This is a genomic window from Actinoplanes sp. CA-252034, assembly GCF_050956125.1.
GTDB lineage: Bacteria > Actinomycetota > Actinomycetes > Mycobacteriales > Micromonosporaceae > Actinoplanes.
Genome location: NZ_CP191846.1, coordinates 4,411,755 through 4,437,309, shown reverse-complemented (window position 1 = coordinate 4,437,309; position 25,555 = coordinate 4,411,755). Strand labels below are relative to the sequence as shown.

Below are 25,555 nucleotides of genomic sequence, written 5' to 3'. Positions count from 1 at the left end.
CAAGGAGTACCTGATGAAGCACGTATCACTGGGCGGGCTGGATGTTTCCCGCATCGGTCTGGGGGCCATGACCATGGCCGGCGTCTACACCACCGGAGGCGGCCTTGACGACACCGAGTCGATCCGCACCATCCACCGGGCGCTGGACCTCGGGGTCACCCACATCGACACCGCCGAGATCTACGGCCCTTTCCACAGCGAGGAGCTCGTCGGCAAGGCCATCAAAGGCCGGCGCGGCGCCGTCGTCGTGGCCACGAAGTTCGGGCTCGTCTCCCACGCGGGTGGCGGCCCCGGTGTCACCGACAGCAGCCCCGCCAACGTGAAAGCCGCTGTTGAAGGCTCGCTGCGGCGGCTCGGCACCGACCACATCGACCTCTACTACCAGCACCGCGTCGACCCGAGCACACCGATCGAGGAGACCGTCGGCGCCCTGGCCGACCTGGTCGCCGACGGCAAGGTACGCCACATCGGCCTGTCCGAGGCCGGCCCGGACACGATCCGCCGGGCACACGCCGTGCACCCGGTCGCCGCGCTGCAGACCGAATACTCGCTCTGGACCCGTGACGTCGAAGCCGAAATCCTCCCGCTGCTGCGCGAACTCGGCATCGGGTTCGTGCCGTACTCGCCGCTCGGGCACGGCCTGCTGACCGGGCAGATCCGCACCGTCGACGACTTCACCGACGACGACTGGCGCAAGACCAACCCCCGCTTCACCGGCGAGAACTTCCAGCGCAACCTGGCCATCGTCGACGAAGTACAGGCCATCGGCGCCGAGATCGGAGCTACCCCGGCCCAGACCGCATTGGCGTGGCTACTGACCCGCGGCGACGACATCGCCCCCATCCCCGGAACCCGGCGCGTCTCACGCGTTGAGGAGAACACCGCCGCCGACGCCGTCGAACTCAGCGCCGCGCAACTCGACCGCTTGAACAACCTCACCCCGGCCGCGGGCGCACGCCACGACGAGGTGAACATGGCCAGCATCGACGGCTGACCGCCGGGGCGCGGATCAAGACTCAGCACGGAACGGACGGCCGGTTCCTGATGGTGAGGAGAACCGTCGTATGTGAACTCGAATGCCCATCCTGCACCCACGGGCAGTGTCCCCGCGGCCGCCAGCATCGGCGCGACGAGCTCCGGCATCGTCTCCTCGATCGTCACTCGATGGGCGTACCCGCCGCAGGTCAGACAGATGCTCGCCGCAAGGTGACTAGATCCGGGTAGTTCGGCCGAGGTGACGGCCCGGCTCAGCGGCTTCAGACGTTGATGGCGGAGAGCATCCTGGCGACGTCGGTCAGGACGTGCTGCGGGACCGGCCGTGACCAGGTGTATCCCTGGCCACGATGGCAGCCGAGCAACCGCAGCGTGCTGGCCTGCTCGGCTGTCTCGACGCCCTCGGCGACAGTGCGCAACCCGGTTGCCCCGGCGAGCTTGATGACCACCTCGCTGAGCGAGGTGCCGACGCCCGGTCCTGTGCGAATACGGTCGTGAGCCGGCGCAGTGGGGACGGGTGTCCACCCGCCCCCATCGCACCGGACAGGATCCGCCCGGTCGGCGGGACCGATCGTGACGTCGAGCGCCACCGCCACCCGCGAGACCGATCAGCTGGTCAGTCGGCGGGTCGCGGGTGATCCGGCGCCATGGCGGAACCGATGAGCAGCGGAACCGCCGCCAGCAGTGGCGGGCCGGCGAAGAGCAGGCAGGCGACCACGGCGAGCACCGGCTCACCCACGTTGTCCAGCGAGGACATCGCCGCCGCGGCCCCGTAGCCGACGAGGCCGGCCAGCAGGGCGATCCGTGACACCCGGCCGCTCGTCCGGCGCCAGTTCGCCAGGAACGCCACCACGACGAGGATCTGCGCAGCCAGCATGACGGCCATCGAGCGGAAGGTGCCGTCCGGCGCGTCGCGCTCGGCCAGGCCCTGGACCGACACGGCCAGCCATGGGCTGACGGTCAGGATGCCGGTCAGCACGCAGATCGGTCGGGTCCACGACCGTGCCGGTGTCTCGAGCGCGGGGGTTGCCGCCGGGCCGCGGTGCGCGATCATGAACCACAGGCCGCCCAGCGCCCACCGCAACCGGCGTTCCCCGTCGGGCACCGCCGCCTGCTCGGCCACGATCGCCTCGCCCCACTCCCGGCGGCCGGGTGGAAGGCCGGCTGCCAGCCGGGCGACGAGCCGGCACACTCCTTCGGTCAGCCGGCGTCTCATCAGGCGCCTCCGAGAACGGGCCGGATCCGGATGGGGCTCGGTGAAGGCGCCGGCTGGGCCAGCTCGGCGGCGCGCTGCACACCGTCGGCGGTGAGCCGGTAGAGGTGGCGGCGGGGCCGGCCGGGAGGCGGGTCGGGCTCCCACCGCGCCTCCAGGTAGGAGCGGTCGGCGAGCCGCGCCAGCAGGGGGTAGAGCGTGCCGGAGCTGAGTCCGGTGCGGCGGGCGATGTCGTAGCCGTACCACCAGTGATCGGGGTCTGCGGCAAGCAGGTCGAAGACCGCAAGGGTCCGCGGATGGGTGTCGGGTCGTCGGGGCACGGGAAAACTCTACCTATGTCGACTATCGCCGTCCAGAGTGAAGCGCCGGCACGCCTTCCGGCTCGGCCCCGCCGCAAACACGTGCCGTGGCAGCTGTTCGGCGGTGAGCCCGCGGCGTCGTCAGGCGGCCTCCGGATCCGGTGTCAGGAGTCGCCGCCAGCGGTCCTCGGTGTACCGGAAGGGTGTGCTGGTCGTCAGGAAGTGCTGCAGTGGCGGCAGTAGCCGTTCCGGTGCGGTCTCGTGCGGGTAGTGGCCGGCCCCCGCGATCTCGACGAGATGCGGATCGGTCAGCAGGTCCGCGACGGCACGGTGATGGCTCGGCGGGATCGTCCTGTCGTCGGCGCCCCAGGCCAGCAGCACCGGCAGCCCGGCGAGCTGCTGGAGGTGGTCGACGGCGTTGACGGCCTGCCCACGCCAGGTGATGACCGTCCGTGCGGTCCGCACGAACGACCGGCGCCGTCCGCGGTGGGCGAGCAGGTGCAGGCCTTCGGCGACCGCGTCGGCGTCCGGGCGGGCCAGCAGGGGCACGACGCGGACCAGCCGGGGCAGCGCCCACCGGGTCACCGGCTGAGGAACGAGCGCCAGCGCCGCCACGACGGCCTCCGCGCCGGGCAAGGTCGCGCCGCGCAGCAGGGGCGTCAGCTCGGAGCCGAGGCCGCCGCTGCTGATCAGGGCGAGCCGGCTGACCCGGTCGGGGAACTGGTAGGCGAACTGCAGCGCGATCCCACCGCCGAGACTGTGCCCGACGACGGAGACGGACGGGTGGTGCAGGGCGACGAGCAGGTCGCGCAGAGCGGCGGCGTGCGCGCCGAGGGAGTAGTCCGCCGGTGCATCGGAGTCGCCGTGACCGGGCAGGTCCGGGGCGATGACGGTGTGCGTCGCGGCGAGGGTGTCGATCATGCGGTCCCAGGTACGGCGGGTGCCGCCGAGCCCGTGCAACAGCAGCAGTGGCTCTCCGTGGCCGGCGATCGTGTAGGCGATGGCGCGGCCGCCGATCCGTTGCCGGGCGTCACGGCGCTCGGGCGGGAAGTCGAGTTGATCGGCGGGGATCGTACCGGTGCGGTGGGTGATGTCGTCTCTCCTCGACTGACGGCTGCGGGAGGTGCCGGCCAGCGGGCTGACGGCCCCTCGTGCAACCACGGGGTCGGTCTATGTCTTACCCGGAGACGACCCGCCCATGCCCGGTTCAGCCCCGTCGATCCGACAGACGGAGCAGACACGGTGTGGGCGTAGGCTGTCGGTGATGGAGGCGGGGTGCAGCGCATGACGAACGGCCCGGACCTGCATGCTCTACTGGACGCCGACCCGCACGGATGTGCGCTCGCCCGGTCGGTGCGCGACGATGACGGTGAGATCGTCGACTTCCTCCTCGTTCACCTCAACGAGTCCGGTGCGCGGTTCCTGGGTCGCCCTCAGGGTGACCTGATCGGGCGGACCTACCGGGAACTATGGCCGGAAACGGTCACCGACGGCACGCTGCCGATGTACCGGCGGGTGGTTCTGGACCGTGTCCCTCTGACGCGTACGGTCTACTACGACCGGCCGTCCGTGTCGGGGCACTTCGAGTTCCGGGTCGTGCCGTTCGGTGACGGGTTCGTGGCACGGTTCGTCGACCTGACGAAACTGACTCTGGGGCTGGAGACCGACGGCGGCGCGCGCCTGTATGACGCGCTGGACGCGGCGTTCGACGGGTTCGCGCTGTTGCGTGCCGTCCGTGACGACGGCGTGATCGTCGACTTCACCCGTGAGTACGTCAATCAGGTCGGCGCGAAACTCGCGGGGCGTACGGTGGAGGATCTCGTCGGTGGGCGGATCCGCGAGACCGGCGACGACGCCGAGACGGACCTGTTCGAGCGCCTGCGCCGGACGACCGACACCGGCGAGGCGTGGCATGAGCGACTGTCGGCGCCCGGCTCCACGCAGGTGTGGGAGTTGAAGATCGCCCGGGTCGACGGTGATGTGGTCGCCGTCTCGTACCGCGACATCACCGAGCACGTCGACCATCAGGAGCAGCTCGCCCGCAGCGCCGCCGCGGTCGAGGCGGCCGCGGTGCGCACCGCGGCGTTGCAGGCGGTCACCGCGGCGCTGGTGGCGGCGAGCACCCCCGAGCAGGTGTACGCGGCGATGGGCGCCGTGGTGCGGCCCTCGGCCGGCGGGCACGGCCTGATCGTGCTGCTGGCCGAGGACGGCCGGCTGGTCCTGCGCTACCACGCCGGCTACGAGCCGGACGTCCTGGTCCAGCTGCGGGAGTTGCCGCCGGCCCACCCGTACCCGGCGACGCGGGTCAGCGTCACCGGCGAGCCACGCTATCTCGGATCACCGGCGGAGTTCGCCGCTGTGCAACGCGAGAGCAGCGACCCGGTCTCCGGCGGCGGTCGCCGGGCGTGGGCGTTCCTGCCGTTGAGCACCGGCGGGCAGATACTGGGAACGCTGGTGATCGGGTATGCCGAACCCCGCGACTTCGACGCCGAGGAGCGGGCCAACCTGGTGGCGTTCAGTCGGCTCGCCGCTCAGGCACTGCAGCGGTCGCTGCTTTCCAGGCACAGATGTCGATCGCTGCGGATCTGCAGCGGACGCTGTTGCCGGCCGAGCTGCCACCGCTGCGCGGGGCCCGGCACGCGACACGGTATCTCCCGTGGACGCGGGGAGCCGACGTCGGCGGTGACTGGTATGACGTCATACCGCTCGGCCCGGACACCGCAGCGCTGGTGATCGGGGACGTCGCCGGGCACAGCGTCACGGCCGCTGCCACGATGGGGCGGCTGCGCAACGCGTTGCGCGCCTACGCCGTCGACGGCCACGGGCCGGCCGGAGTGATGCGGCGCCTCAACGACCTGCTGGTCCGGCTGGAACCCGGTGCCATGGCGACCTGCTGCTACCTGGAGCTGGACCTGGCCGGCGGCACCGCGACCGGGGTGCTGGCAGGCCATCCGGCCCCGGTGCTGCGCTGTGGCGGATCAGTCGACCAGCTGCCGCTGCGGGCCGGGCCTCCGTTGGGGGTCCGCAGGGCCCGCTTCTCCGAGACCGTTTTCCCGCTGCCGGCCCACAGCGATCTGATCCTTTACACCGACGGCCTGGTCGAAGACCGCCAGACCACCATCGATCAGGGCACAGCCGAGCTGTACGCCGCGGTGCGCACCGCGCCGGCCGGAGACCCGCACGCTCTGATCGACCACATCCTGAGCGCCGGTGTCGGTTCGGCGCCACGCCGCGACGACGTGGCGATCCTCGCGCTCACCATCGACCCGTGATCGACACGTTCCGCCCGTTCGGTGACGATGGCCATGTTTCGGTGGCCTCCGAATTAGGTTATTGAGTGTCCGGGACTCCATGGGTTGTCCGGGAACATGGGTGGATGTCGGAGGTGGTCGTGGATCTGCGATTGGCGTCACGGGCGGGCGAGTCCTGCACCGTGGTGGAGGTCGGCGGGCAACTCGACATGGATACGGTTCCGCAGCTGGACGGCTTCCTGCGTGACGTCGCCGACGACGGTGCCGCGCGGGTGGTGCTGGACCTCACCGACGTGTCGTTCCTGGATTCCAGTGGCCTGGGCCTGCTGGTGGCCTGGCTCAAGGAGCTGAGCGCCGCGGGCGGCTGGCTGCGTCTGGCCGGGGTGCAACAGCTGGTCGCGTACGTGCTGCAGGTGTCAGCGGTGGACCGGGCGGTGGACCGGTACGCCTCGGTGGCGGCGGCCGAAGCGAGCGGCCCACCACTACCGAGCTGAGGGTGTCGGCGCCTCAGCGGTGGTCGGCTGAGGTGGCGGCCGAGACGTCCGCGCCCGCGTTGGTGCGGCGTGGCCGCTCGTGGTTGCCGTGCCAGTCGATGATCAACAGTGTGGCGTCGTCCTGCAGCATCGGGCCGGCCACGGCGAGGACCCCGTCGGCCAGGGCGCGGGTGGCTTCGCGGGGGTGCAGACCGGCGAGCGACCGCAGCTTGGCGGGCAGGTCCAGGGCGGCGGCCTTCCGCTCGCGCATACCGTCGGTGACGATCACCAGACGGTCGCCGGGCTGCAACGTGACCGTGCCGGCGGTGAACGGCGTCTCGGGGAACATCCCCAGCGCGAAGTTGCGGGGTAGAGCCGTTTCCCGCAGGTCGGCACCGCGGAGGAGGATCGGTGGCACGTGACCGGCGTTGATCAGCTCGCACGTTCCGGTGGCGAGGTCCAGGCGGCCGAGGACCGCGGCGATGAAGGCTCCCCGGGCCGGGGCGTGTCTCGCGATGGCGTCGCCGGCCCGGTCGGCCTGCTCCGCCAGGGTGTGCCCGGACCGGCGAGAGTTACGCAGGCTCCCGATCCCGAGGGTCGCGATCAGCGCGCTGGTCACGCCGTGGCCCATGGCGTCGGTGACGCTGAAGTGCAGGGTGTCGCGGGCCAGGCTGTAGTCGAAGGTGTCGCCGCCGATGCTCGCCGCCGGCTCCAGCCACCCGGAGAGGGTGAAGGAGCCACCCTCACAGGTGAAGGCGCTCGGCAGCAGCCGGCGCTGGATCTCGGCGGACAGGCTGAACGGGGTGGTGCGCTGTCCCCACTCGAACAGGTCGGTGTGGCGGCGGTTGGCGATCACGACGAACGCCAGCGCATGCGCGGTCCGGGCGATCTCCGCGAGCACCCGCGGCTCCGGCCTCATGTCGAGGCTTATCTCCAGAAGGCCGATCGCTTCGCCGCGCTCGGTGACCGGGGCCAGCACCAGCCACCCGGCGTCGCCGCCGACCACCTGCACCTGCTGCGTTCGTAGCGCCTCTTCCCGGGGGCCGCCGTCGAAGGGCAGGACGGTGGCGACCTCGCCGCCGTCGCGGCGCCCGGTGGTGACCTCCCCGAACGGGACGTGCGCCAGCCGGACCATCGCCCGGCCGCTGAGATCGGCGATCAGAAACGACACCGCCCGGGCGTGCAGGGCCACTCCCAGCTCACGGGTGACGGCTTCGACGGCCTGCACCGGGCTGGCGTCCTCGGCCGCCGTCAGCATCGCGGCCAGCGCGGCCTCACCCGACGGATCCATGTCCAGCAGCATACGGTCGTCGCGCCGGGCGGGCGCACCGCCGTCTCGCCGGCGGCACGGTGGTGTGGGCCCGCTTCCGCCACCGCCGCGGCGCCGGACGAGCAGCCGGGCGCTCCGGTCGGCACCGGCTCAGCGGTGCCGGTTCAGCAGCGCCCGGGCCATGACGGCGACGGTCGGCAGGTCGTCGACGGTCACCAGTTCGAGGACGTTCGACGTACGGAGGCCGACAGCGCAGCCCCGGCCGGGGGCTATCGCCGCGACCACGAACTCCGTGGTGGCCGGCTGGTCCAGGACGATCACGGGCCGGCCACTGCTCGCCAGCTCGGCCAGCGACAGGGCCACACCCGGCAGGCCGGTGTCGGCGCTGGACATCACCACCACCGCGGTGTCGTGAGCAGCGACGACGTCACGCAGGCGGCTCAACGCGGCGACCACCTCCGCACGGGTGGCCACGGACGGTGTCGCGGCGTCAACGGCGCAGTCGTACGCCCGCTCCGACCTCTCGTGAAAGCCGGGCCGCGCCGGGCGCAGCAGGTCGGCGGCGCTCGCGTCGTACCGATGCCGCTGCTCTATCCCGGCCGGCCGGCCGAACAGCCAGCCCTGACCCCATTGAGCGCCGAGCAGCCGGGCGGTGTCCAGGTCGCCGGGGGTCTCGATGCCTTCGGCTACCACCAGCGCGCCGGTACGGTCGGCCTCGGCCCGCACGACCGCGCAGACCGACCGGGTGTGATCGCCGTCCGGGTCGCGCAGGAGGCTCATGTCGAGCTTGATCACTTCGGGTTCGACGAGTGGCAAGAAGGCCAGCGACATCGGGTCTACGCCGACGTCGTCGAGGGCGAGTCCGTTGCCCCAGCGCTGGGTCTGCCCGGCGATGCGCAGCATGCTGCCGGGGACCGCGGACAGCGCACGTTCGGTGAACTCGACGACCTGACGAAACGGCAGACCGCCGCCGACGAGCTCGATGAGGTGCGGCGAGAGCGGCTGGTCCAGGACCGCCGGTTCGGCGTTGGTGAACAGCAGCGGCGGCGGGGTGGTGGCGGCGATCGCGCATTCCAGGGAGCGTTCGGAGCAGAGCAGGTCGAGCGCGCCGAGACAGCCGGCGTCGATGGCGGCCGCGAACAGGCGGTCGGGGAACTCCAGCACGGTGCCGGCGGGCCCGCGTGCCAGTGCCTCCAGGCCGACGACCATGCCGGTGGTGAGGTCCACGATCGGCTGGAACAGGGGTTGCACCAGGCGCCCGGTCAGCACCTGCTCGACGGTGAGGCGGCGGGCGGGCGTCGGGGCGTGAGCGGCTGGGATCATGGTTGCCTCCTGCGCCGGGCGGGACTGGACCTCCTGACCATCGGCAGGGGAGGCCGCCGGTGAAAGGTTCCGCACGCCGACACGGCATCGTCCCGTCAGGCGCCGCCGTTGATCGCGCCGGTGCGCAGGGCGCCTTCCTTGACCTTCCACTTGGCGAGCAGGGCGTCGTAGCCGCCGTCGTCGATCAGCGAGTACAGGGCGGTCTGCACGGCGGAGGTGAGCTCCTTGCGGTCCTTGGCGATGCCGATGCCGTACGGGATCGCCTCGATCTGCGGGCCGGACAGTTCCAGGTTCTGCATCTTCTCGACGTCCAGCGCGGCGATCGGGAAGTCGTTGAGCGCCGCGTCGGCCCTTCCCTCGCTGACGTCCGCGGACGGCTTGTTCGACGGCACCACCGTCAGCCCTTTACGGCCGCAGTCGCTTCTCTGGGCGGTGGCCATCTCGATGAAGACGGTCTCCGGCTGGGCGGCGACGCGGCGGCCGCAGAGTCCCGGCATGCCGCCGATGTCGCCGACACCTTTCGGCACCACGATCGACGTACCGGCGTTGAGGTAGTTGACGAAGTCCGCCTTCTCCTGGCGCACGGCCCGGTCGAACATCGACGAGATCGACATGTCGATGTCGTGTTTCTCGACCTGATCGAGCAGCTCGCCGAACGACGTGGTCTTCCATTGGATCGTCAGGCCGAGTTTCGCGGCGATCGCCTCCGCGATGTCGATGTCGAGGCCGTCGTAGTCCGTTCCGTTCTTGAACGTCATCGGCTCGAAGGTCGGGTCGGTCCCGGCGACCAGCGCCCCGGCTTTGCGGATCTCCTCCGGGAGCGCGGCCCGCGCTTCGGCCAATCGGTCGATCGGCCGGCCGGAAGCCTCGTCCGAGTCGGCGCACGCGGTGGCCGACGTCAAGGTCAGCACCGTGGCCAGCAACAGTGAACGCACTCGCATGACGCCTCCCGCGCGAAAGCCCGCCGACCTCCCATCGGCCGTCCTCGTCCGGTCCTTAGCGGCGAATCGCCCCCGGACGGCCCCCGAAGGACGTTAGCGTGCGAATGAGGGAGGCACCGTGGGATTCACCATCCGGCGCCAGATCGCGGCCCTGGCTGTAGCCGGCTTCGTCCTGGTCATCGTGGCCGGCGCCATCGGCTATCAGGGGATCTCGGCCATCGCCGATCAGCAGGTCGCCGCCCGGGATGCGGCCGCCGCGCGGCAGGCCGTGCAGTCGGCCGACGTCGCCCGGGCGCTGTTTCGGGGCAATGTGCTGGCGACGCTGGTCACCAACAACGCGACCGAGCGCCAAGCGGCACTGGATCAGCTGGGCGCCAATGTCGGGCAGGCCCGGGTCGGCATCGACGACGTGATCCGGTACATGCCGCAGATGCGGCCGAAGGCGGATGCGGTTCTGGCCGTGATGAACGAGCTGATCGCCTCCGGGCAGCGGATGGTGACGCTCGCCAGCCGGGTCGCCTCCGATCCGACGCGCAAGGCGGCCCTGGCGGCGCGGCCGGCATACGACGCGGTCGACGCGAAGGCCGCCGAGGCTCTGGGCGATCTGAACGCCGCGATCACCGCGCAGGTCCAGCAGTCGTACGATCGCGCCTCCTCCACCGCGACGCAGGCGAAACGTCTCACGCTGATCGTCGGCATCCTGGCCGCGCTGGTGCTGGGCGGGGCCGCGCTCGTGCTCGCCCGCCGGATCGCGGCACGGATGGACCGTAGCCTGGTCGCTGCCGGCTCGATCGCCGCCTACGACCTGACCGTCGACGCGTCGCTGCCCGGCAGTGACGAGTTGTCCCAGCTCGGCAAGAGCCTGAACGCGATCGTCGAGTCGCTGCGCACCGCGATGAACGACATCGCCGGCAACGCCAACGCGGTCGCCGCGGCTTCGGAGGAGCTGACCGCGACGAGCCGCCAGTTGTCCGAGGGCGCCGGTACGGCATCGGCGGAGGCGACCCGCGCCAGCGAGGACATCGGTCAGGTGACGAGCAGTGTCGAGGACACGACGGCGGCGGCACGCGGGCTGGAGTCGTCCATCGACGAGATCACCACCGCGGTCGCCGAGGCCGACACGGTGACCAAGGAGGCCGTGGGTCTCGCCCTGACCACCAACGACACGATCGAGCGGCTGCGCGCCTCCAGCGAGGAGGTCTCCGCGGTGGTCAGCATCATCACCGGAATCGCCCAGCAGACGAACCTTCTCGCGCTCAACGCGACGATCGAGGCCGCCCGGGCCGGCGAACAGGGCAAGGGTTTCGCCGTCGTGGCCGGTGAGGTGAAGGACCTGTCGCAGGAGACGGCGTCGGCGACCGGCGACATCACCGACAAGGTGGCGGCGATGCAGCGTGACACCGCCGGGGCGTTCGAGGCGATCAGCCGGATCAGCGAGGTCATCGGGCGTATCGACGAGTTGCAGCGCTCGATCTCCGCGGCGCTGGAGCGCCAGATGTCGTCCACCGGCCAGATCGTCGCCAGCGTGGCGACGGCCGTGCGGTCGGCGGAGGGTGTGGCCGACTCGATAAGCCGGGTGGCCGGGACCACGACGCTGACCCATGAGGCGGCGCGCCAGACCGAGGCGGCAGCGGTCGAGCTCGCCCAACTGTCGCATCAGCTGCGCCTGGTCTCGGAGCAGTTCAGCCACTGAGTGCCACAGTTTTCGCAGGTTGGACATCTATCACTTGACACAAGACGCATAGATGTAAACCATGGGTTCATGGACGCCGATGTGCTCTGGCGCGACACCAGACGACCGTTGTGGCCCCTCGCCCTCGTCGTCCCCGCACTCCCCTTCACCGCACTGGGGCTCAGCACGGTCACCGGACCGTCGTGGGCGTGGTGGCTGACCCCGGCCGTCATCCTCGGCCTCATCCCGGTCATCGACCTGCTCGTCGGCGACGACCGGGACAACCCACCGGAGGAGGCGGTCCCGGCCCTGCAGGCGTCGCCCTACTACCGGTGGATCACCTACCTGTTCCTGCCCGCCCAATACGGCGCCCTGGTGGTGACCTGCGCCGCCTGGACGCGCAGCCCGGGTGTCGCCGGTGCCGCCGGGCTGGTGCTGACCGCGGGACTGGTCAACGGCATCGCCATCAACACCGCCCACGAACTGGGGCACAAGCGGGAGACGGTCGAGCGCTGGCTGTCCAGGATCGCCCTCGCGCCGACGGGTTACGGGCACTTCTTCGTCGAGCACAATCGCGGTCACCATGTGCGCGTCGCCACGCCCGAGGATCCCGCGAGCTCACGGCTCGGTGAGAGTTTCTGGCGCTTCTGGCCCCGTACCGTCCTGGGCAGCCTGCGGTCCGCCTGGCGCCTGGAGACCTCCCGGCACCGGCTGCGGGGACGCAGCCCGTGGCGCGCCGACAACGACGTTCTCAACGCGTGGGCCATGACCGTCGTGCTGTTCGCCGCGCTGACCATGGGCTTCGGGATCGCGGTGGTGCCGTTCCTGATCCTTCAGGCGGTGGTCGGTTTCTCGGTCCTGGAAGCGGTCAACTACCTGGAACACTACGGACTGCTGCGACAGCGCAACACCGCCGGCCGGTACGAGAGGGTCGATCCCCGGCACAGCTGGAACAGCGACCGGCTCACCACCAACGTGTTCCTCTTCCAGCTGCAACGACACAGCGACCATCACGCCAACCCGCTGCGCCGTTACCAGACGCTGCGCAGCTTCGACGTCTCACCACAGCTCCCGGCCGGGTACGCCACCATGCTGCTGACCGCCCTGATCCCGCCGCTCTGGCGACGCGTCATGGATCCGCGGGTGCTGGCCCACTACGGCGGCGACGTCAGCCGCGCCAACACCGTCGCCGGGTACCGGCCGTTCACCGTCGGACAGCGCGCGACCGGTGGCCCACCGCGCTGATCTAAGCTGGTCCCGCCATGGGATCCACGCTCTCGTACCGCGACGCCGGCCGCGCACGCCTGCGTGATGCCCTGATCGGCGCGGCCCGGGAACTCGCGGTGGACCACGGCTGGGACAAGGTCCGGATGGCCGACGTGGCGAAGGCCGCCGGTGTCAGCCGGCAGACGGTCTACAACGAGTTCGACGGGCGGGCCGGCCTCGCCGACGCGCTCGCGAGGCGCGAGATCGAGCGGTTCACCGCCGCCGTCCGCGTCCTGCTGCTCGACAACGGCGACGACATCCGGGCCGCCGGACACGCGGCGATCTCCCACACCCTGCACGAAGCCGACCGCAACCCGTTGATCAGATCCATCCTGACGAGCACACCCGGCGGCTCCGGGGAACTGCTCCCCTATCTCACCACCCGCTCCGATCTGCTGCTGAGCACCGCGGGCGCCGTGATCGAGGAATGGGCGGCCACGTGCCTGCCCGGCACCGACACGGCGAAGGTCGCGCTCGCCGGCGAATCGATCGTCCGCCTGACCGTCAGCCACATCATGCTGCCCACCGGCTCACCGGACGCCACGGCCGGCGCACTGGCCGAGGTTCTCGAACGGCTGCTGCGCTGACCGGATGCACACGACGCCGCCGACAGGCCGGTCGCTGCGGGCTTAAGGCCGGCCCTCGCTGCGGACTTCAAACCGGCGGGGAGTCAGAATATCCTGGGGATGTCCGATTCACTGGACGGCGGATCGGCGGGGCACACCACTCACTACAGGCGCGTCGTGATGGGTGGTGCGACACCTCGCATGATCGGGAGGTGAACGCGGCCCGTAACATTCAGGTCGCCGGGCTGGCGGTGACGGCCTGCGGAGCTGACGCGAGACCTCAACGGGGAACCCCTCCCGGGCGGGCAGCCGGCGATGAGGCAGGAAATACTCTGGGGCGACCCAGTGGAAACCCCACACCTTCAGCGCGGGGAGATGTCAAGAAGGCGACCTCCTCGCCACCCCCCGGCCTGAAGGCCGAAGTATCCACGGAAGGAATCTGATGATCAGCGTGCAGGAGTTCGCCCGCAGGCTCACCGAGGTCAGCCCGACAGCGGTGTCCAGCGACGACATCGAGGACCTGGCCGACACCACGGGCGTGCGTATCGACCCGGCACGAGGTATCGATGCCGGCCAGGCACAGCAGCTGCTGGACCACATCTCGCCGCCGGTCCCGATCACCGCGGCGGCGATCGTGGCGCCGGATTGGGCTCCGCTGGCGGCCGGCCGGCCCGCGGCGCCGCCGATGGTGTTCTCCAACCCCGGGGCTGTCGACGCACCGAACGAGCAGTCGGCACAGCAGCGCCGATCGGCGCCCCGACGTACCGGGCGGCCCGGCTCACGACGGCCCGGCAGCTGACACGATCCGGGGAATCGTCCGCGCAGGCGGTCGCGTCGTGGACCGCAAGCTCCCCGGCATAGAGGGCCACTCCTGCCGACATCAACCTGTAGCTCAACGGCTGTCCGGTGATGCGATGGTCGTCCGGTAGGCTCGAGGGCATGGGCACCAAGATCGGATTCGCCCGTCACCTTGCCGGCAAGCACGCCTGGACGCCGACCAGCGGGCTCCGCTCGGACTCGGTGTCCCGGTCAGCATGATCCATCCCGACCGCACGTGCTCCGGTGTCACCCGCGCTGCCCGGATCGCCGTGTGAACGATCAGCGTCACGATGGCGTCGCGGCCCCGGGGTGCGAAGGCCACGAGAGCGACGCCCGGGTGCGGGCCGTGACCGACACGGGCCTCGACGCAGCCGGCGAACCGGTTTTCGACCGCATCGCCGGTCTGGTGCGCACCCTGCTCGACGTGCCGGTGGCCCTGATATCGCTGCTCGACGAGCGGCGGCAGTTCTTCCCCGGCCAGGCCGGGCTGGCCGAGCCGTGGGCCACCACCCGGCAGACTCCCTTGAGCCACGCCATCTGCCACCACGTCGTGGTGGCACAGGGGCCGCTGGTGTCCGCTGACGCCCGCGACGATCCCCGATGCAGCGGCAACCCGGCGATCACCGAACTGGACATCGTCGGCTATGCGGGGATGCCCCTGACCGACGCCGACGGCACCGCGCTGGGCGCGTTGTGCGCCATCGACCACGAACCACGCCAATGGACGCCGACGGAGTTGTCGCTGTTGGCCGACATGGCGCTGGCCTGCTCCGACAGTCTGCGTCTACGGATCACCACCCGCCGTGCCGAGACCGGCCGAGCCGCCGCCGCAGCGGCCGGCCGCCGGGCGCAGGCAGCTTCACTGCGCAGTGAGCTGCTCCTCAAGGCCAGCGAGCTGTTGGCCCGGGCCCGGACCGTCGGGCAGATCGTCACCACGCTAACCGAGCTCACCTCGCCGGCGTTCAGCCCGTCCCACATCGGGATGGTCCTGCTCGACAACGAACAACGGCTGCAGGTCCACGGCACCGAACCGCTACCGACCGACGTCACCGCCCGCTGGCCCAGCTTCCCGGCCTCGGCGCCGCTGCCGGCCGCCGAGGTGTTCCGCACCGGGCAGCTACTGGCTCTGCCGGACCCCGCGGCGATCCGCGACGGCTACCCGCAACTCGCCGACGAGGTGGCCGCCCTCGGCTGGCAGGCGATCGCCTGCGCGCCCGTGCCCGGCGTGCAGGGCCGCCTCGGCGCGCTCACCTTCTCCTGGGAGCATCCCCACGAGCTCGACGCCGACCAGCGCAGCGTCATGGTCACCATGGCCGGCTATGTCGGCCAGGCCCTGCAACGCGTCACCCACCTGCAAAACCAGAACACCGCCGCCCACACCCTGCAACAGGCACTGCTGACCCGGCTCCCCGCAGCCGCGACCGTGGGGCTCGCCGCCCGCTACCTGCCCGCTCACCACGGTGACCTCGTCGGCGGCGACTGGTACGACGCGATCGCCCTTCCCGACGGCCGGCTCGCTCTGGTCATCGGCGACGTCTCCGGCCACAGCCTCACCGCCGCCGCCGCGATGAGCGAGCTACGCAGCATGTTGCGTGGCATCCTCATCGACCGCGCCGAGGCTCCCGCGGCCGTCCTGGAACGCCTCGACCACGCCAACCAAGCCCTCGGCGCCCACACCATCGCCACCGTGCTCCTGGCCTACCTCGACCGGCAACCCGACGGCAGCCACACGCTGACCTGGTCCAATGCCGGGCACCCACCGCCGAGCGTCCTGACCGCCGACGGACACGTCACCACGCTGGCCGGAACCGACCCGCTGCTCGGCGCCCGCCACCGCCGATCCCGAACCACCCGCCGCGACCGGCTTCCGCCCGGCGCCAGCCTGCTCCTGCACACCGACGGACTCGTCGAAACCCGCGACGCCGTCATCGACGACGGATTCGACAGTCTGCACCGGCTCCTCGGCGGCCGCCTGCAGATGACCGCGGACACCCTGGCCGACCTGCTCGTCGCCCATGCCGACGCCCGGCCCCGCGAGGACGACATCGCCCTGATCGTCGCCACCACCGCACCCAGCGGAGTGTCCACGCACCGATCCCCGCACGACCGGAGTATCAGCGCCTGACCCCGCCCCGCCCCGACGCACCGAGCCGCACCCGGCCCACCGTCAGCCGGCGTCGACGCCCGGATCCTCCTCGTCGTCGGGTGCGGTGGGGATGAGCCGGTCCAGGTTGGTCACGTGCAGGAGCTTGCGGACCAGCGGCTGCGCATGGGACAGACGCAGCCACCCGCCCCCGGCGGTGGTGCGTTGATGGACCAGCACGAGCATGCTCAGAGCCGCCGAGTCGAACATCGCCACCTTCGACAGGTCGATCACGATGCGCGTGCCGGGGGTGTCGGCCAACCGCAGTAGTACGGCCATGAGCTCGTCGCGGTTGTCGGAGAAGACGCTGTCGCCGACCCGGACCAGGGCGACACCGTTGTCCTCGTGGATGTCGAAGGCCAGAGGGTAGGTCATGGCAGCAGCTCCGCAGCGGTGTCGACGGACCATTCGGCCAGCAGCAGGGTGGCGTCGTCGGCGGGTGGACCGTCGAGGTGGTCCAGCACCGCGTGCGAGAGCCGGCGCAACGTCTCCGGCGCCGACTTACCGGCAAGGGTGTGCCGGGCGGCAAGGTCCAGCAGCCTCGGTTCGCCGAAGAGCTCGCCGTGGGTGTCGCGGGCCTCGGTGACCCCGTCGGTGTAGGCGAGGATCCGGTCCCCCGGCTGGAGCACGGTCTCGCCGACGGCCGGTTGCGGATCGTCCAGGCCCAGCGGCAGGCGCCGGCCGCCGTCGAGCCGACCGACCGGTTTGCCGTCTCGCAGGATCACCGGCGGGTGGTGCCCGGCGTTGACGTACCGTAAACGGCCGAACCGAAGATCGAGTTCCATGAGTACGGCGGTGGCGAACCTGGCATCGGTGAACTGCTCGGCGAACGCGGCGTCCACCGCCCGGGCCGTCGCGTACAGGTCACCGCCGTCGACACGGGCCGTACGCATCGCCGACAACGCCACCGCCGTCCCGATCCCCGCGCGCAGACCGTGCCCGGTGGTGTCGCAGATCGCCATGAACGCCGTGCTGCCGTCCACGGCGTAGTCGTAGCCGTCACCACCGGCGGTGTAACACGGCTCCAGGATCGCCGACACGGTGAACCGGGCGTCGGCGAACGTCAGCGGGGGCAGCAGCCGCCACAGCAGTTCCGATCCCACCGACATCCGCCGGGTCCGCCGGGTCCGGGCCAGATGTGGCCCGTACCGCGCTTTGATCGAGACCAGATGCCCGAGCAGAGCGGCGAGCATGTCGCACTGCTGCTGGAACTCGGCGCTCCCGACCAGAGTGGGGTCCCTCGCTTCGATCTTGATGACGCCGAGGCGCTCGACACCGTCCACCAGCGGTGTCCACAGCGGCGAACCACCCTCACCGGCCGGGTCGGTACGGGCGGCGCTGTCCATGAACGCCCGCCCCGCCACCGTGGCATCGACCCGTAGCGGGCCACCGACCTCCCTGCCCGCCTCGGGAACCGGATGCAGCAGGCACTGCTCGTGATCGATCAGATAGACGGTGGCGACGATGCCCAGAGCGGCCACGGCGGCATTGACCGCCGCCGCGAGCTCGTCCGGGTGCGCGATCCGCGTCCGGGCGAGCAGGTCGACGATCGCCTCACGCCAGGGCCACGCGCCGGGTTCGTGTGCGGGGCGCGCCCGGTCGTCACGCGTGAACTCGGACATCAATGACTCCCGCCCTGCCGATGACTCCCGCCCTGCCGATGATCCCCGCTATGCGATGACTTTCGCTCTGCGATGACTTTCGCTCTGCGATGACGACGTGAACAGCACCCCGCAAGCGGCGTCAACGGGCAGCGGCGGCGCCCATCGGCCGCCGTTCAGAGATCAACACTCCTCACACGCTACCCCCAGCCGGCGGCGGCGCCCCTCAGGAACCGCACACCGAACCACCCCAGGCAGGACGTCTCCGAAGGCTGCCGGCAATGCGATGCGGTCATCGATCAAACCTCACCCAGGCGTACGGGTGACCGCTCGTCGCCGTGAGTGCCCGGACGACGACGCTGGAACCGCATGCCCACCGTCACGTCCCCTCGACGGGCGATCCGGGCCGCCGCTCGCCGGACCGCCGGGCAGCGTGGACGACGAGGCACTCCGATCATCAACGGATCGGCCCGAGGTGGGCAAGGGACGTGATGAGACGCTCCGCGATGTCGGCCGGCCAGGGGAAGGCGTGGGTGACGGCACGTTGATGGGCCAGGCCGTGCAGTCCCAGCCAGAGTGCGACGGCATCGGCGCCGGGGTCGGTGCTCGTCGACTGGCGCGCGGCGACGCAGCCGGCCAACGCGTCGGTGAAGAGTTGGAGGGCTTGCATGCCGAGTGCGGCCACGTCCTCGAAGGTGAGGGTGTTGCCGGTCAGGCCGGGGGTCGGATCGAACTGGCCGCCGAACATCGTGCGGTACCGCTGGGGGCGGGCTTGCGCGAAGTCCAGGTAGGCGGCGCTGAGGGCATGGAGTTGCCGGCGTGGGTCGTCGCCGGCGTTGCGGTGGGCGGTTTCGAGCCAGTCGGTGAGCTCGGCGAAGGCGGTTTGGACGACGGCGAGCATGAGGGTGGGCCGGTCGGTGAAGTGCGGATAGATCGAGGGTGCGGTGATACCGACCCGCCGGGCCACCGCACGCAGGGTCACGGCGTGCTCGTCGCCGGTCTCGTCGAGCAGGTCGATGGCGGCGGCGATGATGTCGGTGCGGAGCCGTCCGCCGTCGCCGCGGCGGTTACGGGTACGGCCTGTCATGGGCTGTCCTCACTGCCGGCCCGGGGTCCAGTCGGCGGGCAGGCCGGACTGGGCCAGCACGGAGGCCAGGCTGTAGTAGTCCTGATTCTTGGCGATCTTGCCATGGCGTAGGTCGAGGACCGTGCAGATGGGAACGGCGAACGGGGTCGGTGCGCCCTTGATGTGACCGGAGTAGATCGACTCGATGGTGATGTGGTTGCCGCTGCGGAACGACCGGAGCACTCGAACCTGGACGTCGCTGATCATCTGGTCGGTGCGCTGTTTCCACCCGGAGATCTGGTCGCGGCCGTTCATGGTGACGCCGATGGCGTGGTCGGTGTAGACGCCGTCGGCCGTGAACAGCCGGCCGAGCCGGGCCGGATCGGTGCCGCTCCACGCCTGCTCCCATGCGGTGACGATCGCGGAGTGGGCGATCGCTGAGTGGGCGGTGGCGACCTGGGCGGCCGGGGTGGCCTGCGCCGCGGTGCTCACGGTGATGGCCGGGACCGCCGCGATCGAGGTGGCGACGGCGGTGGCGAGAACGAAGCGCCCGGCAGTGGTGATGGCGTACATCGGATTGTCCCTTCGCAGTGTTTTACCTTACGGCTGTAACTATACGCATGTAAGGCAACGACTGTAAAGCTCGTCTGGCATCGCATGCTCCGCCGGTCTCTCACCAAGGACGGCAGCCGCAGCGGGCTCCACACCCGGCGGACAGCACTCGGCTGCGACGGACCCCGCGGCTCAGTAATCTCGTCGCATGAGTACGGACCGTTCCTGGCAGCAGCAAGCCGGCGACCGTCCTGACACCGACCTGGGCGAGGCGCTCCATCGCCTCGAGGCACAGGTCGGTCAGGGCTTGGACCATGTGACCGCCGTGATCAAGCCTCGGCTGCGAGGGTGGCTACACGCCGGAACCCTGCCCCTCGCCGTCGTTGTCGGGGTGCTCCTGATCGCGCTGTCGCCGGACGCCCGCTCCCGATGGGCGCTGGTGTTGTACACGCTGTCGGCGGGGCTACTGTTCGGCGTCAGCGCCGTCTACCACCGCGGGCGCTGGTCCGAGCGAACTCAGCGGATGTTGCGGCGATGGGACCACGCCAACATCTTCCTGATCATCGCCGGCACCTATACACCGTTCTGCGTGCTCGTCCTACCGCCCGAGCAGGCCCGCACCCTGCTGTGGATCGTGTGGTCCGGGGCGCTGACCGGCATCGCATTCCGGGTCCTGTGGGTCAATGCCCCCCGCTGGCTGTACGTGCCGGTCTACATCGCCCTGGGATGGGTCGCCGTGATCTACATACCCGCGTTCTGGCGGTCCGGCGGCGCGCTGGTCGTCACGTTCATCTTCCTCGGCGGCGCGCTCTACACCCTCGGCGCCGTGGTCTACGGATTGAAACGGCCGAACCCGAGTCCGCGCTGGTTCGGCTTCCACGAGCTCTTCCACGCGCTGACGATCGCCGCCTTCGCCGCCCACTGCATCGGCATCTCCCTCGCGCTCTCCCCCGCCGCCTGACCCTGCGAAACGGTCCTCCTCTTCGACAGAGAAGGACCGTGAAGGGAGATCCGGATCAGGCTGCCTGTGCCGGCCGCTGGTGCCGGTGGTTGCGCTGGAGGGCTTCCTGAAGTTGGTCTTCGAGAAACATGATGCGGCAGGCGGCCTCCAGGGCGATGCCTTGACCGACTATCACGCGTGCCCGTGCGGCGAGCCGCAGTTGGTGGCGCGAGTAGCGCCGATGCCCGCCAGCCGACCGGAACGGGCTGAACAGTCTCGCCTTCTCGAGGCGGCGCAGAAAGTCCTGCGAGACGCCGGTCATCTCCGCGGCGCGACCCATCGTGTAGGCGGGGTAGTGCTCGTCGTCGAGCATGTCGTCAGGTTGGGCCATTCACGCACCTCTCCCTATGACGAGGGCCCCGGCGCAGGAAGCGCCGGGGCCCAGGGTTTACGGGTTCACAACACCATCTACCGACAGGATCGTCGGCTTGCCTTTTCCGCACCTGCCGCTCGTCGCGGTTTGCGGTGCGAGGATCGCATAAGCGTGACCGGAGACCACCTCACGTTCGATGGAGACTGCGGTGTCCACCCCAGAGCCCGAGAACTGCTCTGACGGCGGGCGATCCAACGGTGCTCGGCCCTCCCTTTCCTCTGCTTGCCATTCCTGTGGTGCTGTCGTACCACCTGCCGGTGTCGGAGCCCCACGCAAACTTCACGGCCCCGCACACGTACGGCTGATCTTGCTGCATCAGGTTGAGCCCCGAAGTCGCATCGGCCCCACCTGCGTCTGCCCTGACCTGGAATTTCGTCAAGGTCTTGTCGTGCACCTGCCTTACTGAACTGCTCGCGGTGAAGCTGTGCCACCGCCGGCCCGAGCGAGCCACGAAACCATCCGGGCCCTGCTTGACGCTCGGCCTGAATCGTCTGCGTCTTCAACGATCTCTGTTGTCAACGAGAGAAACACTAACCAATGCTCCCAAGAATGTCTAGTCCCGTCGGCATAGATTTCTCAGCGGAGCTTCCGGGCGCTCGAGGGGTGGACGAGTCCGACGCCCGCCGGCGTGACGGCACCACCCCACCCGATGCCGTTCTGGTAATCGCCCGGTCGACGGGGAGGGTCTTGCACCAGAGCTTCGTCGTCGCGGACATCCCCGCGGCAGAAAGGCTCAGCCGAACGAGTGCAGCGGCGACCTCCTCCCCCACAGGCTCGAAGTGCCGGCATGGGCCCACGTTGCGTTACTCTCCACCGGTTAGTCAGAAACCAAAGGAGAGTGCCCGATGGGAACGCGACAGGAGATCAGCGCTCTCCCTCCGGAAGCCGACCTGGCACGAGCGGACTCGCTGGCGCGCGAGATCTTCTCGGAGGTCGCCAACAAGTGGGCTTTCCTGATCATCGAGTTCCTGGGGCAGCGCACCATGCGCTTCAGCGAGCTTCGCAACGAGGTCGGCGGCATCAGCCACAAGATGCTCACCCAGAACCTGCGGATGCTGGAGCGCAACGGGCTGGTGGAGCGCACTGTCCACCCCACCATCCCGCCGCGCGTCGAGTACACACTCACCGAGGCCGGCGTTGGTCTACGTGCGGTTGTCGACGGCATGTGCGGCTGGACCCAGCGCTACCTGGGCCACATCGAGGCGTCCCGCAGCAGTTTCCGCGCACCAGCCGGCTGATCAGTCGAGGACGGCGACGGCCTCCACCTCGACCAGGTGCTCCGGCACATCCAGCGCCACGATGCCGAACAGCGATGCCGGCGCGGCCGGGGTGACACCCAGCCTGGCCGCGGCGCGGGCGATCCCGTCCAGCAGCAGCGGCATCTGCTCGGGCTGCCAGCTCACGACGTGCACGGTCAGTTTCACCACGTCGGCGAAGCTCGCGCCCACGCCGGCCAAGGCGGCGCCGACGTTGAGGTAGGCCTGCTCGACCTGGGCGGCGAGGTCGCCCTCACCGACCGTCCTGCCCGTCTCGTCCCAGGCGACCTGGCCCGCGACGTGGATCAGCTTCGATCCGGTCGCCACCGAGACCTGCCGGTAGATCGGGATCTCCGGCAGCCCACTCGGGTTCACCAGCGTTACGGCCATGACGCGTACCTCGCACTCTCTTTTGGTTACCGAGAAACCATAAGAGATCTAGGCGGAGCAGCGGAAGAACGCACTTTTTTGTGACTGGGTCACCAGAAGGTGACCGCCATGGGACCTGGCACCGGTCCGTCGCCGGTCGACCGGATCGGCCCGGGTCAGCACCGGCGCGTACCGCATCCAGTGGCTCCGCAGCATCCCGGCGGCCGGCTACCGCGCGGCGGATGAGACGGCGAAAGGGCACACCGGCTGCTGGATCATCGCGGGCCGGCGTGCCCTTCAGCTCAGGAACGACAGGGTCACGGCCAAGCAACACCCATTCCTTCCACCATGATGTGGCAGTTGCCAATTACTTGCAACAAGCCAGGCTTTCTCACCTTCGCCGTCGGGGCGACAGCCCCTCACACCCATCGACGCGTCGGTGGTGACGGGTGGGCCCGAGCCTGACCTCGGCCGGCGCAGGCACACCCGTCTCCGGCGCATCCGGCACCGGGGCGGCGTCGTGCCGTCCACCACCAGGCGCCACCGGCGCTCGTGGCGAGGGCGACGGCGATGCCCGGCATCCAGGCACCGGCAGCAGCCCACCCGGCACCGGACAGCAGGCCCGCGGCGAGCAGCACCGGGATGACGCAGCAGGCGGCGCAAGCAAGCCCGGCCAGACCGGCCAGCCCGGACGGCAACAGGCGGCGGGCACGGTCAGCGAGGGTCGGCATCGGGCACTCCCACCGCGATGGTGGCGAACGGGATCGGGCAGCACGGTTGGCCGGCGCAGGCCACCAGGTCGTCGCAGCCCGCGTCGACGGCCGCCCGCAGCGTCGCGGCGATCACGTGCAGGTCGTCGATCTTCGCCTCGACCTCGGCGAGTTTCGTCCTCGCTCGCGCCTGAAGGCCGGCGTCCGGGCGGCCGTGCCGGTGGCCGGCGGTGTCGAGCAGGTCGGCGACCTCGGCGAGGGTGAACCCGAGTCGCTGCGCCGCCTTGATCACCTTCAGCACGGTGACCGCCTCAGCCGGATAGAGCCGGTGGCCACCGAGGCTGCGCTCCGGTTCGGCGAGCAGGCCCCGCCGTTCGTAGTAGCGCAGGGTCTGCAGATTGACCCCGGCCGCGTCGGCGACCTGGCTGCTACGCAGTTCGCTCATGACCGCATCCGGTCGGCGGCCCGCCGCTGCAACGCATCCAGAACGTCGGCCTGTGCGCCCGGAACCGCGATCTCCAGTCGCAGCACGTCATCGCCCGGATGGACGGTGAAGACGAAGAACGAGCAGCAGTCGCTCTCCCGGGCCGCCAACTCGCGGACGGTCGCCTCGGCGGCCGGATCGAGCTCCCAACGCAGTGTTGTGGACGACAGGCGCTGCTGCCCGCGCAGCACGGTGACGAACAGATCATCGAGCTCGGCCAGCCGCAAGGGCTGCTCGGCGGTGGGCAGAGTGCACGCGTCGGGCACCCGCACCTGGCCTTCGGTGGTGGTCATGCAACGACGGTAAGCCTGTACCCGGGTACCGGATGCAACTCCGACGCCGTCGTCCGGTGACAGGGACGTACTGCTGGTACACCCATTCTTGATGACTTCCTCGGCCCGCTCGGCGCGTGTGTTGTTGGCGGATGAGTGCAGCGATCGCCGAGCAGTCGGCCCCGGACCGGGTTCGACGTCAAGCACGGCTCACCACGGCGCTGATCGCCACCGTCATCTTCCTGACCGCGATCGCGCCGCTGGCCACCGACATGTACGTGCCGGCGTTCCCCACTGTCGCCGATCACCTGTCGGCGACGGCGACGCAGGTGCAGCTCACCCTGACCACGTTCTTCGTCGGCATGGCGCTGGGTCAGCTGATCGGCGGGCCGGTCTCCGACCAGTACGGCCGACGCCGGCTGCTGCTGGCCGCGGTAGTGGTGATGACCCTCGCATCCGCGGTGTGCGCGCTGACGCCGTCGATCGGCGTCATGATGGCCGCCCGGTTCGTGCAGGGCTTCGCCGGCGGCTGGGCCATGGTGATCGGCCGGGCGGTGATCGTCGACCTGGCGAGCGGCGCCCAGCTGATCCGGGTTCTCAACGTGATCGCCGGGGTGGGTGGCATCGCGCCGATCGCCGGGCCGCTACTCGGCGCCGCTGTTCTGCAGCTCTCCGGCTGGCGGATGTCGTTCTGGGCCGTCGTCGTGCTGGGCGTGGCGATGGTGGTGGCGGTGGTGGTCGCGGTGCCCGAGTCGCTGCCGCCGCAGTCCCGGCGCGGCGGCGGTCTGCGTACGGTCGCGGTCGCCGGCCGGCAGGTCCTCGCCCGGCGCCGATATATGGGATACGTGCTGGTGAGCGGCTCGGGAATGGGTGCGATCTTCGCGTACGTGGCGACGTCGGCGTTCGTACTGCAGTCGATGAACGGCCTGTCACCGGTGGCGTACTCGATCGATTTCGCCGCCAACGCCGCCGGCATGACCATCGCCGCGCTGGTCGCGGCCCGCCTCGCCGGCCGGATCGCCACGCGGAGGATCATCCTGACCGGACAGGTGGCCGCGCTCGCCGCCGGTGTGGCGATGCTGGTGGGTGCGCTGTGGTTCGGCACCCCGCTGCTTCTGGTGATCGTCTGTTTCTTCGTGTTGATGACCGCGCAAGGCCTGATCGGCCCCAACGGCGGCGCCCTGGCATCGGCGGAGGTGCCCGAGCACCCCGGCACCGGATCGGCGATGCTCGGATTCGTCACCTGGGTGGCAGCGGGCGTCATCGCACCGATCGCGGGGCTCGGCGGGCAGGACACCGCCGTACCGATGGCGCTCCTCATGATCGGCTGCACGGTGCTGTCCATGGTGGGCCTGCTGGTGCTGGCCCGGCCGACGAGGGATCCGTCCACTGCCGCCGTGCGGGCCTGACAGCACCGCGATGCGGGACGCGGTGTCACGGACGGTTCCGGATCCGCGGCGCCCCGCACCCGTCGGCCGCATGGGCCGGCGGCCGTGACGGCGGCGGCCGTGACGCCGGTGGCCGTCCTGCCCGGCGGCTCACGCTCCGCCCCTCCGGCAGTCGCGCCGGACACGGCGACCGTCATCGGCGGTGTCGCGGTGTCCCTGGAGTTCGGCGGCCATCTCGTGCGGGCCACCTTGACC

28 protein-coding genes are annotated in these 25,555 nt (G+C 70.4%); 12 read left to right on the top strand and 16 right to left on the bottom strand.

Annotated features, from left to right (window positions below; translation table 11 throughout):
* Positions 1-13 precede the first annotated feature (13 nt).
* Positions 14-994 carry an aldo/keto reductase gene (locus ACQPZW_RS20015; RefSeq protein WP_433796427.1) on the top strand — a complete coding sequence of 327 codons (981 nt, stop codon included), beginning with the start codon at positions 14-16 and terminating at the stop codon, positions 992-994.
* A gap of 262 nt (positions 995-1,256) precedes the next feature.
* On the opposite strand, the gene ACQPZW_RS20010 is transcribed toward ACQPZW_RS20015, so the two are convergent.
* The 4 genes from ACQPZW_RS20010 to ACQPZW_RS19995 form a co-directional block, all read right to left on the bottom strand.
* The gene (locus tag ACQPZW_RS20010) at positions 1,257-1,442 is read right to left on the bottom strand and encodes an EAL domain-containing protein (protein ID WP_433796426.1); all 186 of its coding nucleotides are present in this window, start codon (positions 1,440-1,442) and stop codon (positions 1,257-1,259) included.
* Positions 1,443-1,609: 167 nt separating this feature from the next.
* Positions 1,610-2,209, bottom strand: a complete 600-nt coding sequence (locus tag ACQPZW_RS20005; protein WP_433796425.1) for a hypothetical protein — start codon at positions 2,207-2,209, stop codon at positions 1,610-1,612.
* Positions 2,209-2,526, bottom strand: coding sequence for a PadR family transcriptional regulator (locus ACQPZW_RS20000; protein WP_433796424.1), 318 nt, complete (start codon positions 2,524-2,526; stop codon positions 2,209-2,211). The genes ACQPZW_RS20005 and ACQPZW_RS20000 overlap by 1 nt, the downstream gene beginning before the upstream one ends.
* A 120-nt stretch (positions 2,527-2,646) precedes the next feature.
* Positions 2,647-3,666, bottom strand: a complete 1,020-nt coding sequence (locus tag ACQPZW_RS19995) for an alpha/beta fold hydrolase (protein WP_433796423.1) — start codon at positions 3,664-3,666, stop codon at positions 2,647-2,649.
* Positions 3,667-3,789: 123 nt separating this feature from the next.
* Here ACQPZW_RS19995 and ACQPZW_RS19990 point away from each other — a divergent pair, with 123 nt between their 5' ends.
* The 3 genes from ACQPZW_RS19990 to ACQPZW_RS19980 all read left to right on the top strand — a co-directional run bounded on the left by ACQPZW_RS19990 (position 3,790) and on the right by ACQPZW_RS19980 (position 6,250).
* Positions 3,790-5,238, top strand: coding sequence for a PAS domain-containing protein (locus tag ACQPZW_RS19990; RefSeq protein WP_433796422.1), 1,449 nt, complete (start codon positions 3,790-3,792; stop codon positions 5,236-5,238).
* Positions 5,235-5,777 (top strand): PP2C family protein-serine/threonine phosphatase, encoded by a 543-nt coding sequence (locus ACQPZW_RS19985; RefSeq protein ID WP_433796421.1) that lies wholly within the window; start codon positions 5,235-5,237, stop codon positions 5,775-5,777. The genes ACQPZW_RS19990 and ACQPZW_RS19985 overlap by 4 nt, the downstream gene beginning before the upstream one ends.
* Positions 5,778-5,881: 104 nt before the next feature.
* Entirely contained in the window at positions 5,882-6,250 is a 369-nt protein-coding gene (locus ACQPZW_RS19980; RefSeq protein WP_433796420.1) for an STAS domain-containing protein, read from the top strand.
* Positions 6,251-6,263: 13 nt separating this feature from the next.
* Here the strand turns inward: ACQPZW_RS19980 and ACQPZW_RS19975 are convergent, their stop codons facing one another.
* The 3 genes from ACQPZW_RS19975 to ACQPZW_RS19965 form a co-directional block, all read right to left on the bottom strand.
* Positions 6,264-7,520 carry a PP2C family protein-serine/threonine phosphatase gene (locus tag ACQPZW_RS19975; protein WP_433796419.1) on the bottom strand — a complete coding sequence of 419 codons (1,257 nt, stop codon included), beginning with the start codon at positions 7,518-7,520 and terminating at the stop codon, positions 6,264-6,266.
* A gap of 129 nt (positions 7,521-7,649) precedes the next feature.
* The gene (locus ACQPZW_RS19970) at positions 7,650-8,822 is read right to left on the bottom strand and encodes an EAL domain-containing protein (RefSeq protein ID WP_433796418.1); all 1,173 of its coding nucleotides are present in this window, start codon (positions 8,820-8,822) and stop codon (positions 7,650-7,652) included.
* Between the two features lie 95 nt (positions 8,823-8,917).
* Positions 8,918-9,763: a transporter substrate-binding domain-containing protein gene (locus ACQPZW_RS19965; protein ID WP_433796417.1), complete on the bottom strand. Its 846-nt coding sequence runs from the start codon at positions 9,761-9,763 to the stop codon at positions 8,918-8,920.
* Positions 9,764-9,881: 118 nt separating this feature from the next.
* Between ACQPZW_RS19965 and ACQPZW_RS19960 the strand changes: the two genes are divergently transcribed.
* From ACQPZW_RS19960 to ACQPZW_RS19940, 5 genes are all read left to right on the top strand, one after another.
* Positions 9,882-11,456 carry a methyl-accepting chemotaxis protein gene (locus tag ACQPZW_RS19960; RefSeq protein WP_433796416.1) on the top strand — a complete coding sequence of 525 codons (1,575 nt, stop codon included), beginning with the start codon at positions 9,882-9,884 and terminating at the stop codon, positions 11,454-11,456.
* Positions 11,457-11,525: 69 nt separating this feature from the next.
* Entirely contained in the window at positions 11,526-12,680 is a 1,155-nt protein-coding gene (locus ACQPZW_RS19955; RefSeq protein ID WP_433796415.1) for an alkane 1-monooxygenase, read from the top strand.
* A gap of 17 nt (positions 12,681-12,697) precedes the next feature.
* The gene (locus tag ACQPZW_RS19950; RefSeq protein WP_433796414.1) at positions 12,698-13,288 is read left to right on the top strand and encodes a TetR family transcriptional regulator; all 591 of its coding nucleotides are present in this window, start codon (positions 12,698-12,700) and stop codon (positions 13,286-13,288) included.
* Positions 13,289-13,709: 421 nt separating this feature from the next.
* Positions 13,710-14,066, top strand: a complete 357-nt coding sequence (locus ACQPZW_RS19945; RefSeq protein WP_433796413.1) for a hypothetical protein — start codon at positions 13,710-13,712, stop codon at positions 14,064-14,066.
* A gap of 366 nt (positions 14,067-14,432) precedes the next feature.
* Positions 14,433-16,211 carry a GAF domain-containing SpoIIE family protein phosphatase gene (locus ACQPZW_RS19940; RefSeq protein ID WP_433796412.1) on the top strand — a complete coding sequence of 593 codons (1,779 nt, stop codon included), beginning with the start codon at positions 14,433-14,435 and terminating at the stop codon, positions 16,209-16,211.
* Positions 16,212-16,253: 42 nt separating this feature from the next.
* Here the strand turns inward: ACQPZW_RS19940 and ACQPZW_RS19935 are convergent, their stop codons facing one another.
* The 4 genes from ACQPZW_RS19935 to ACQPZW_RS19920 all read right to left on the bottom strand — a co-directional run bounded on the left by ACQPZW_RS19935 (position 16,254) and on the right by ACQPZW_RS19920 (position 19,469).
* A complete protein-coding gene (locus tag ACQPZW_RS19935; protein ID WP_433796411.1) occupies positions 16,254-16,604 on the bottom strand; it encodes an STAS domain-containing protein in 351 nt (116 codons plus the stop codon).
* On the bottom strand, positions 16,601-17,851 hold the full coding sequence (locus ACQPZW_RS19930) for a PP2C family protein-serine/threonine phosphatase (protein ID WP_433796410.1): 1,251 nt from the start codon (positions 17,849-17,851) through the stop codon (positions 16,601-16,603). The genes ACQPZW_RS19935 and ACQPZW_RS19930 overlap by 4 nt, the downstream gene beginning before the upstream one ends.
* A 436-nt stretch (positions 17,852-18,287) precedes the next feature.
* Complete coding sequence (locus ACQPZW_RS19925; protein WP_433796409.1) at positions 18,288-18,917, bottom strand: TetR/AcrR family transcriptional regulator; 630 nt, start codon at positions 18,915-18,917, stop codon at positions 18,288-18,290.
* 9 nt (positions 18,918-18,926) lie between these two features.
* Positions 18,927-19,469 carry a nuclear transport factor 2 family protein gene (locus tag ACQPZW_RS19920; protein WP_433796408.1) on the bottom strand — a complete coding sequence of 181 codons (543 nt, stop codon included), beginning with the start codon at positions 19,467-19,469 and terminating at the stop codon, positions 18,927-18,929.
* A gap of 187 nt (positions 19,470-19,656) precedes the next feature.
* Between ACQPZW_RS19920 and trhA the strand changes: the two genes are divergently transcribed.
* Positions 19,657-20,409 (top strand): PAQR family membrane homeostasis protein TrhA, encoded by a 753-nt coding sequence (gene trhA / locus ACQPZW_RS19915; RefSeq protein WP_433796407.1) that lies wholly within the window; start codon positions 19,657-19,659, stop codon positions 20,407-20,409.
* 55 nt (positions 20,410-20,464) lie between these two features.
* Here trhA and ACQPZW_RS19910 read toward each other — a convergent pair whose 3' ends face one another.
* Complete coding sequence (locus ACQPZW_RS19910) at positions 20,465-20,761, bottom strand: MerR family transcriptional regulator (protein WP_433796406.1); 297 nt, start codon at positions 20,759-20,761, stop codon at positions 20,465-20,467.
* A 905-nt stretch (positions 20,762-21,666) separates the two neighbouring features.
* On the opposite strand from ACQPZW_RS19910, the gene ACQPZW_RS19905 reads away from it, so the two are divergent.
* The gene (locus tag ACQPZW_RS19905) at positions 21,667-22,059 is read left to right on the top strand and encodes a winged helix-turn-helix transcriptional regulator (protein ID WP_433796405.1); all 393 of its coding nucleotides are present in this window, start codon (positions 21,667-21,669) and stop codon (positions 22,057-22,059) included.
* Here the strand turns inward: ACQPZW_RS19905 and ACQPZW_RS19900 are convergent, their stop codons facing one another.
* From ACQPZW_RS19900 to ACQPZW_RS19885, 4 genes are all read right to left on the bottom strand, one after another.
* Positions 22,060-22,467, bottom strand: a complete 408-nt coding sequence (locus ACQPZW_RS19900) for a RidA family protein (RefSeq protein ID WP_433796404.1) — start codon at positions 22,465-22,467, stop codon at positions 22,060-22,062. It lies immediately after the preceding gene.
* 398 nt (positions 22,468-22,865) lie between these two features.
* The gene (locus ACQPZW_RS19895; RefSeq protein ID WP_433796403.1) at positions 22,866-23,177 is read right to left on the bottom strand and encodes a hypothetical protein; all 312 of its coding nucleotides are present in this window, start codon (positions 23,175-23,177) and stop codon (positions 22,866-22,868) included.
* On the bottom strand, positions 23,161-23,601 hold the full coding sequence (locus tag ACQPZW_RS19890; protein WP_433796402.1) for a MerR family transcriptional regulator: 441 nt from the start codon (positions 23,599-23,601) through the stop codon (positions 23,161-23,163). The genes ACQPZW_RS19895 and ACQPZW_RS19890 overlap by 17 nt, the downstream gene beginning before the upstream one ends.
* Entirely contained in the window at positions 23,598-23,933 is a 336-nt protein-coding gene (locus ACQPZW_RS19885) for a hypothetical protein (protein WP_433796401.1), read from the bottom strand. The genes ACQPZW_RS19890 and ACQPZW_RS19885 overlap by 4 nt, the downstream gene beginning before the upstream one ends.
* Before the next feature lie 131 nt (positions 23,934-24,064).
* Here ACQPZW_RS19885 and ACQPZW_RS19880 point away from each other — a divergent pair, with 131 nt between their 5' ends.
* Positions 24,065-25,321 (top strand): multidrug effflux MFS transporter, encoded by a 1,257-nt coding sequence (locus ACQPZW_RS19880; RefSeq protein WP_433796400.1) that lies wholly within the window; start codon positions 24,065-24,067, stop codon positions 25,319-25,321.
* Positions 25,322-25,555: the final 234 nt, after the last annotated feature.

Bases quoted from the DNA above. Each gene is read 5' to 3' on its own strand.
- ACQPZW_RS19990 (WP_433796422.1), top strand. From the start codon at position 3,790: ATGACGAACGGCCCGGACCTGCATGCTCTACTGGACGCCGACCCGCAC.
- ACQPZW_RS20005 (WP_433796425.1), bottom strand. From the start codon at position 2,209: ATGAGACGCCGGCTGACCGAAGGAGTGTGCCGGCTCGTCGCCCGGCTG.
- ACQPZW_RS19930 (WP_433796410.1), bottom strand. From the start codon at position 17,851: ATGTCCGAGTTCACGCGTGACGACCGGGCGCGCCCCGCACACGAACCC.
- ACQPZW_RS19885 (WP_433796401.1), bottom strand. From the start codon at position 23,933: ATGACCACCACCGAAGGCCAGGTGCGGGTGCCCGACGCGTGCACTCTG.
- ACQPZW_RS19975 (WP_433796419.1), bottom strand. From the start codon at position 7,520: ATGGATCCGTCGGGTGAGGCCGCGCTGGCCGCGATGCTGACGGCGGCC.
- trhA (WP_433796407.1), top strand. From the start codon at position 19,657: ATGAGTACGGACCGTTCCTGGCAGCAGCAAGCCGGCGACCGTCCTGAC.
- ACQPZW_RS19950 (WP_433796414.1), top strand. From the start codon at position 12,698: ATGGGATCCACGCTCTCGTACCGCGACGCCGGCCGCGCACGCCTGCGT.
- ACQPZW_RS19970 (WP_433796418.1), bottom strand. From the start codon at position 8,822: ATGATCCCAGCCGCTCACGCCCCGACGCCCGCCCGCCGCCTCACCGTC.
- ACQPZW_RS19895 (WP_433796403.1), bottom strand. From the start codon at position 23,177: ATGCCGACCCTCGCTGACCGTGCCCGCCGCCTGTTGCCGTCCGGGCTG.
- ACQPZW_RS19905 (WP_433796405.1), top strand. From the start codon at position 21,667: ATGGGAACGCGACAGGAGATCAGCGCTCTCCCTCCGGAAGCCGACCTG.
- ACQPZW_RS19935 (WP_433796411.1), bottom strand. From the start codon at position 16,604: ATGACCTACCCTCTGGCCTTCGACATCCACGAGGACAACGGTGTCGCC.
- ACQPZW_RS19965 (WP_433796417.1), bottom strand. From the start codon at position 9,763: ATGCGAGTGCGTTCACTGTTGCTGGCCACGGTGCTGACCTTGACGTCG.
- ACQPZW_RS20015 (WP_433796427.1), top strand. From the start codon at position 14: ATGAAGCACGTATCACTGGGCGGGCTGGATGTTTCCCGCATCGGTCTG.
- ACQPZW_RS19980 (WP_433796420.1), top strand. From the start codon at position 5,882: ATGTCGGAGGTGGTCGTGGATCTGCGATTGGCGTCACGGGCGGGCGAG.
- ACQPZW_RS19945 (WP_433796413.1), top strand. From the start codon at position 13,710: ATGATCAGCGTGCAGGAGTTCGCCCGCAGGCTCACCGAGGTCAGCCCG.
- ACQPZW_RS19900 (WP_433796404.1), bottom strand. From the start codon at position 22,467: ATGGCCGTAACGCTGGTGAACCCGAGTGGGCTGCCGGAGATCCCGATC.
- ACQPZW_RS19880 (WP_433796400.1), top strand. From the start codon at position 24,065: ATGAGTGCAGCGATCGCCGAGCAGTCGGCCCCGGACCGGGTTCGACGT.
- ACQPZW_RS19890 (WP_433796402.1), bottom strand. From the start codon at position 23,601: ATGAGCGAACTGCGTAGCAGCCAGGTCGCCGACGCGGCCGGGGTCAAT.
- ACQPZW_RS19920 (WP_433796408.1), bottom strand. From the start codon at position 19,469: ATGTACGCCATCACCACTGCCGGGCGCTTCGTTCTCGCCACCGCCGTC.
- ACQPZW_RS19955 (WP_433796415.1), top strand. From the start codon at position 11,526: ATGGACGCCGATGTGCTCTGGCGCGACACCAGACGACCGTTGTGGCCC.
- ACQPZW_RS19925 (WP_433796409.1), bottom strand. From the start codon at position 18,917: ATGACAGGCCGTACCCGTAACCGCCGCGGCGACGGCGGACGGCTCCGC.
- ACQPZW_RS19910 (WP_433796406.1), bottom strand. From the start codon at position 20,761: ATGCTCGACGACGAGCACTACCCCGCCTACACGATGGGTCGCGCCGCG.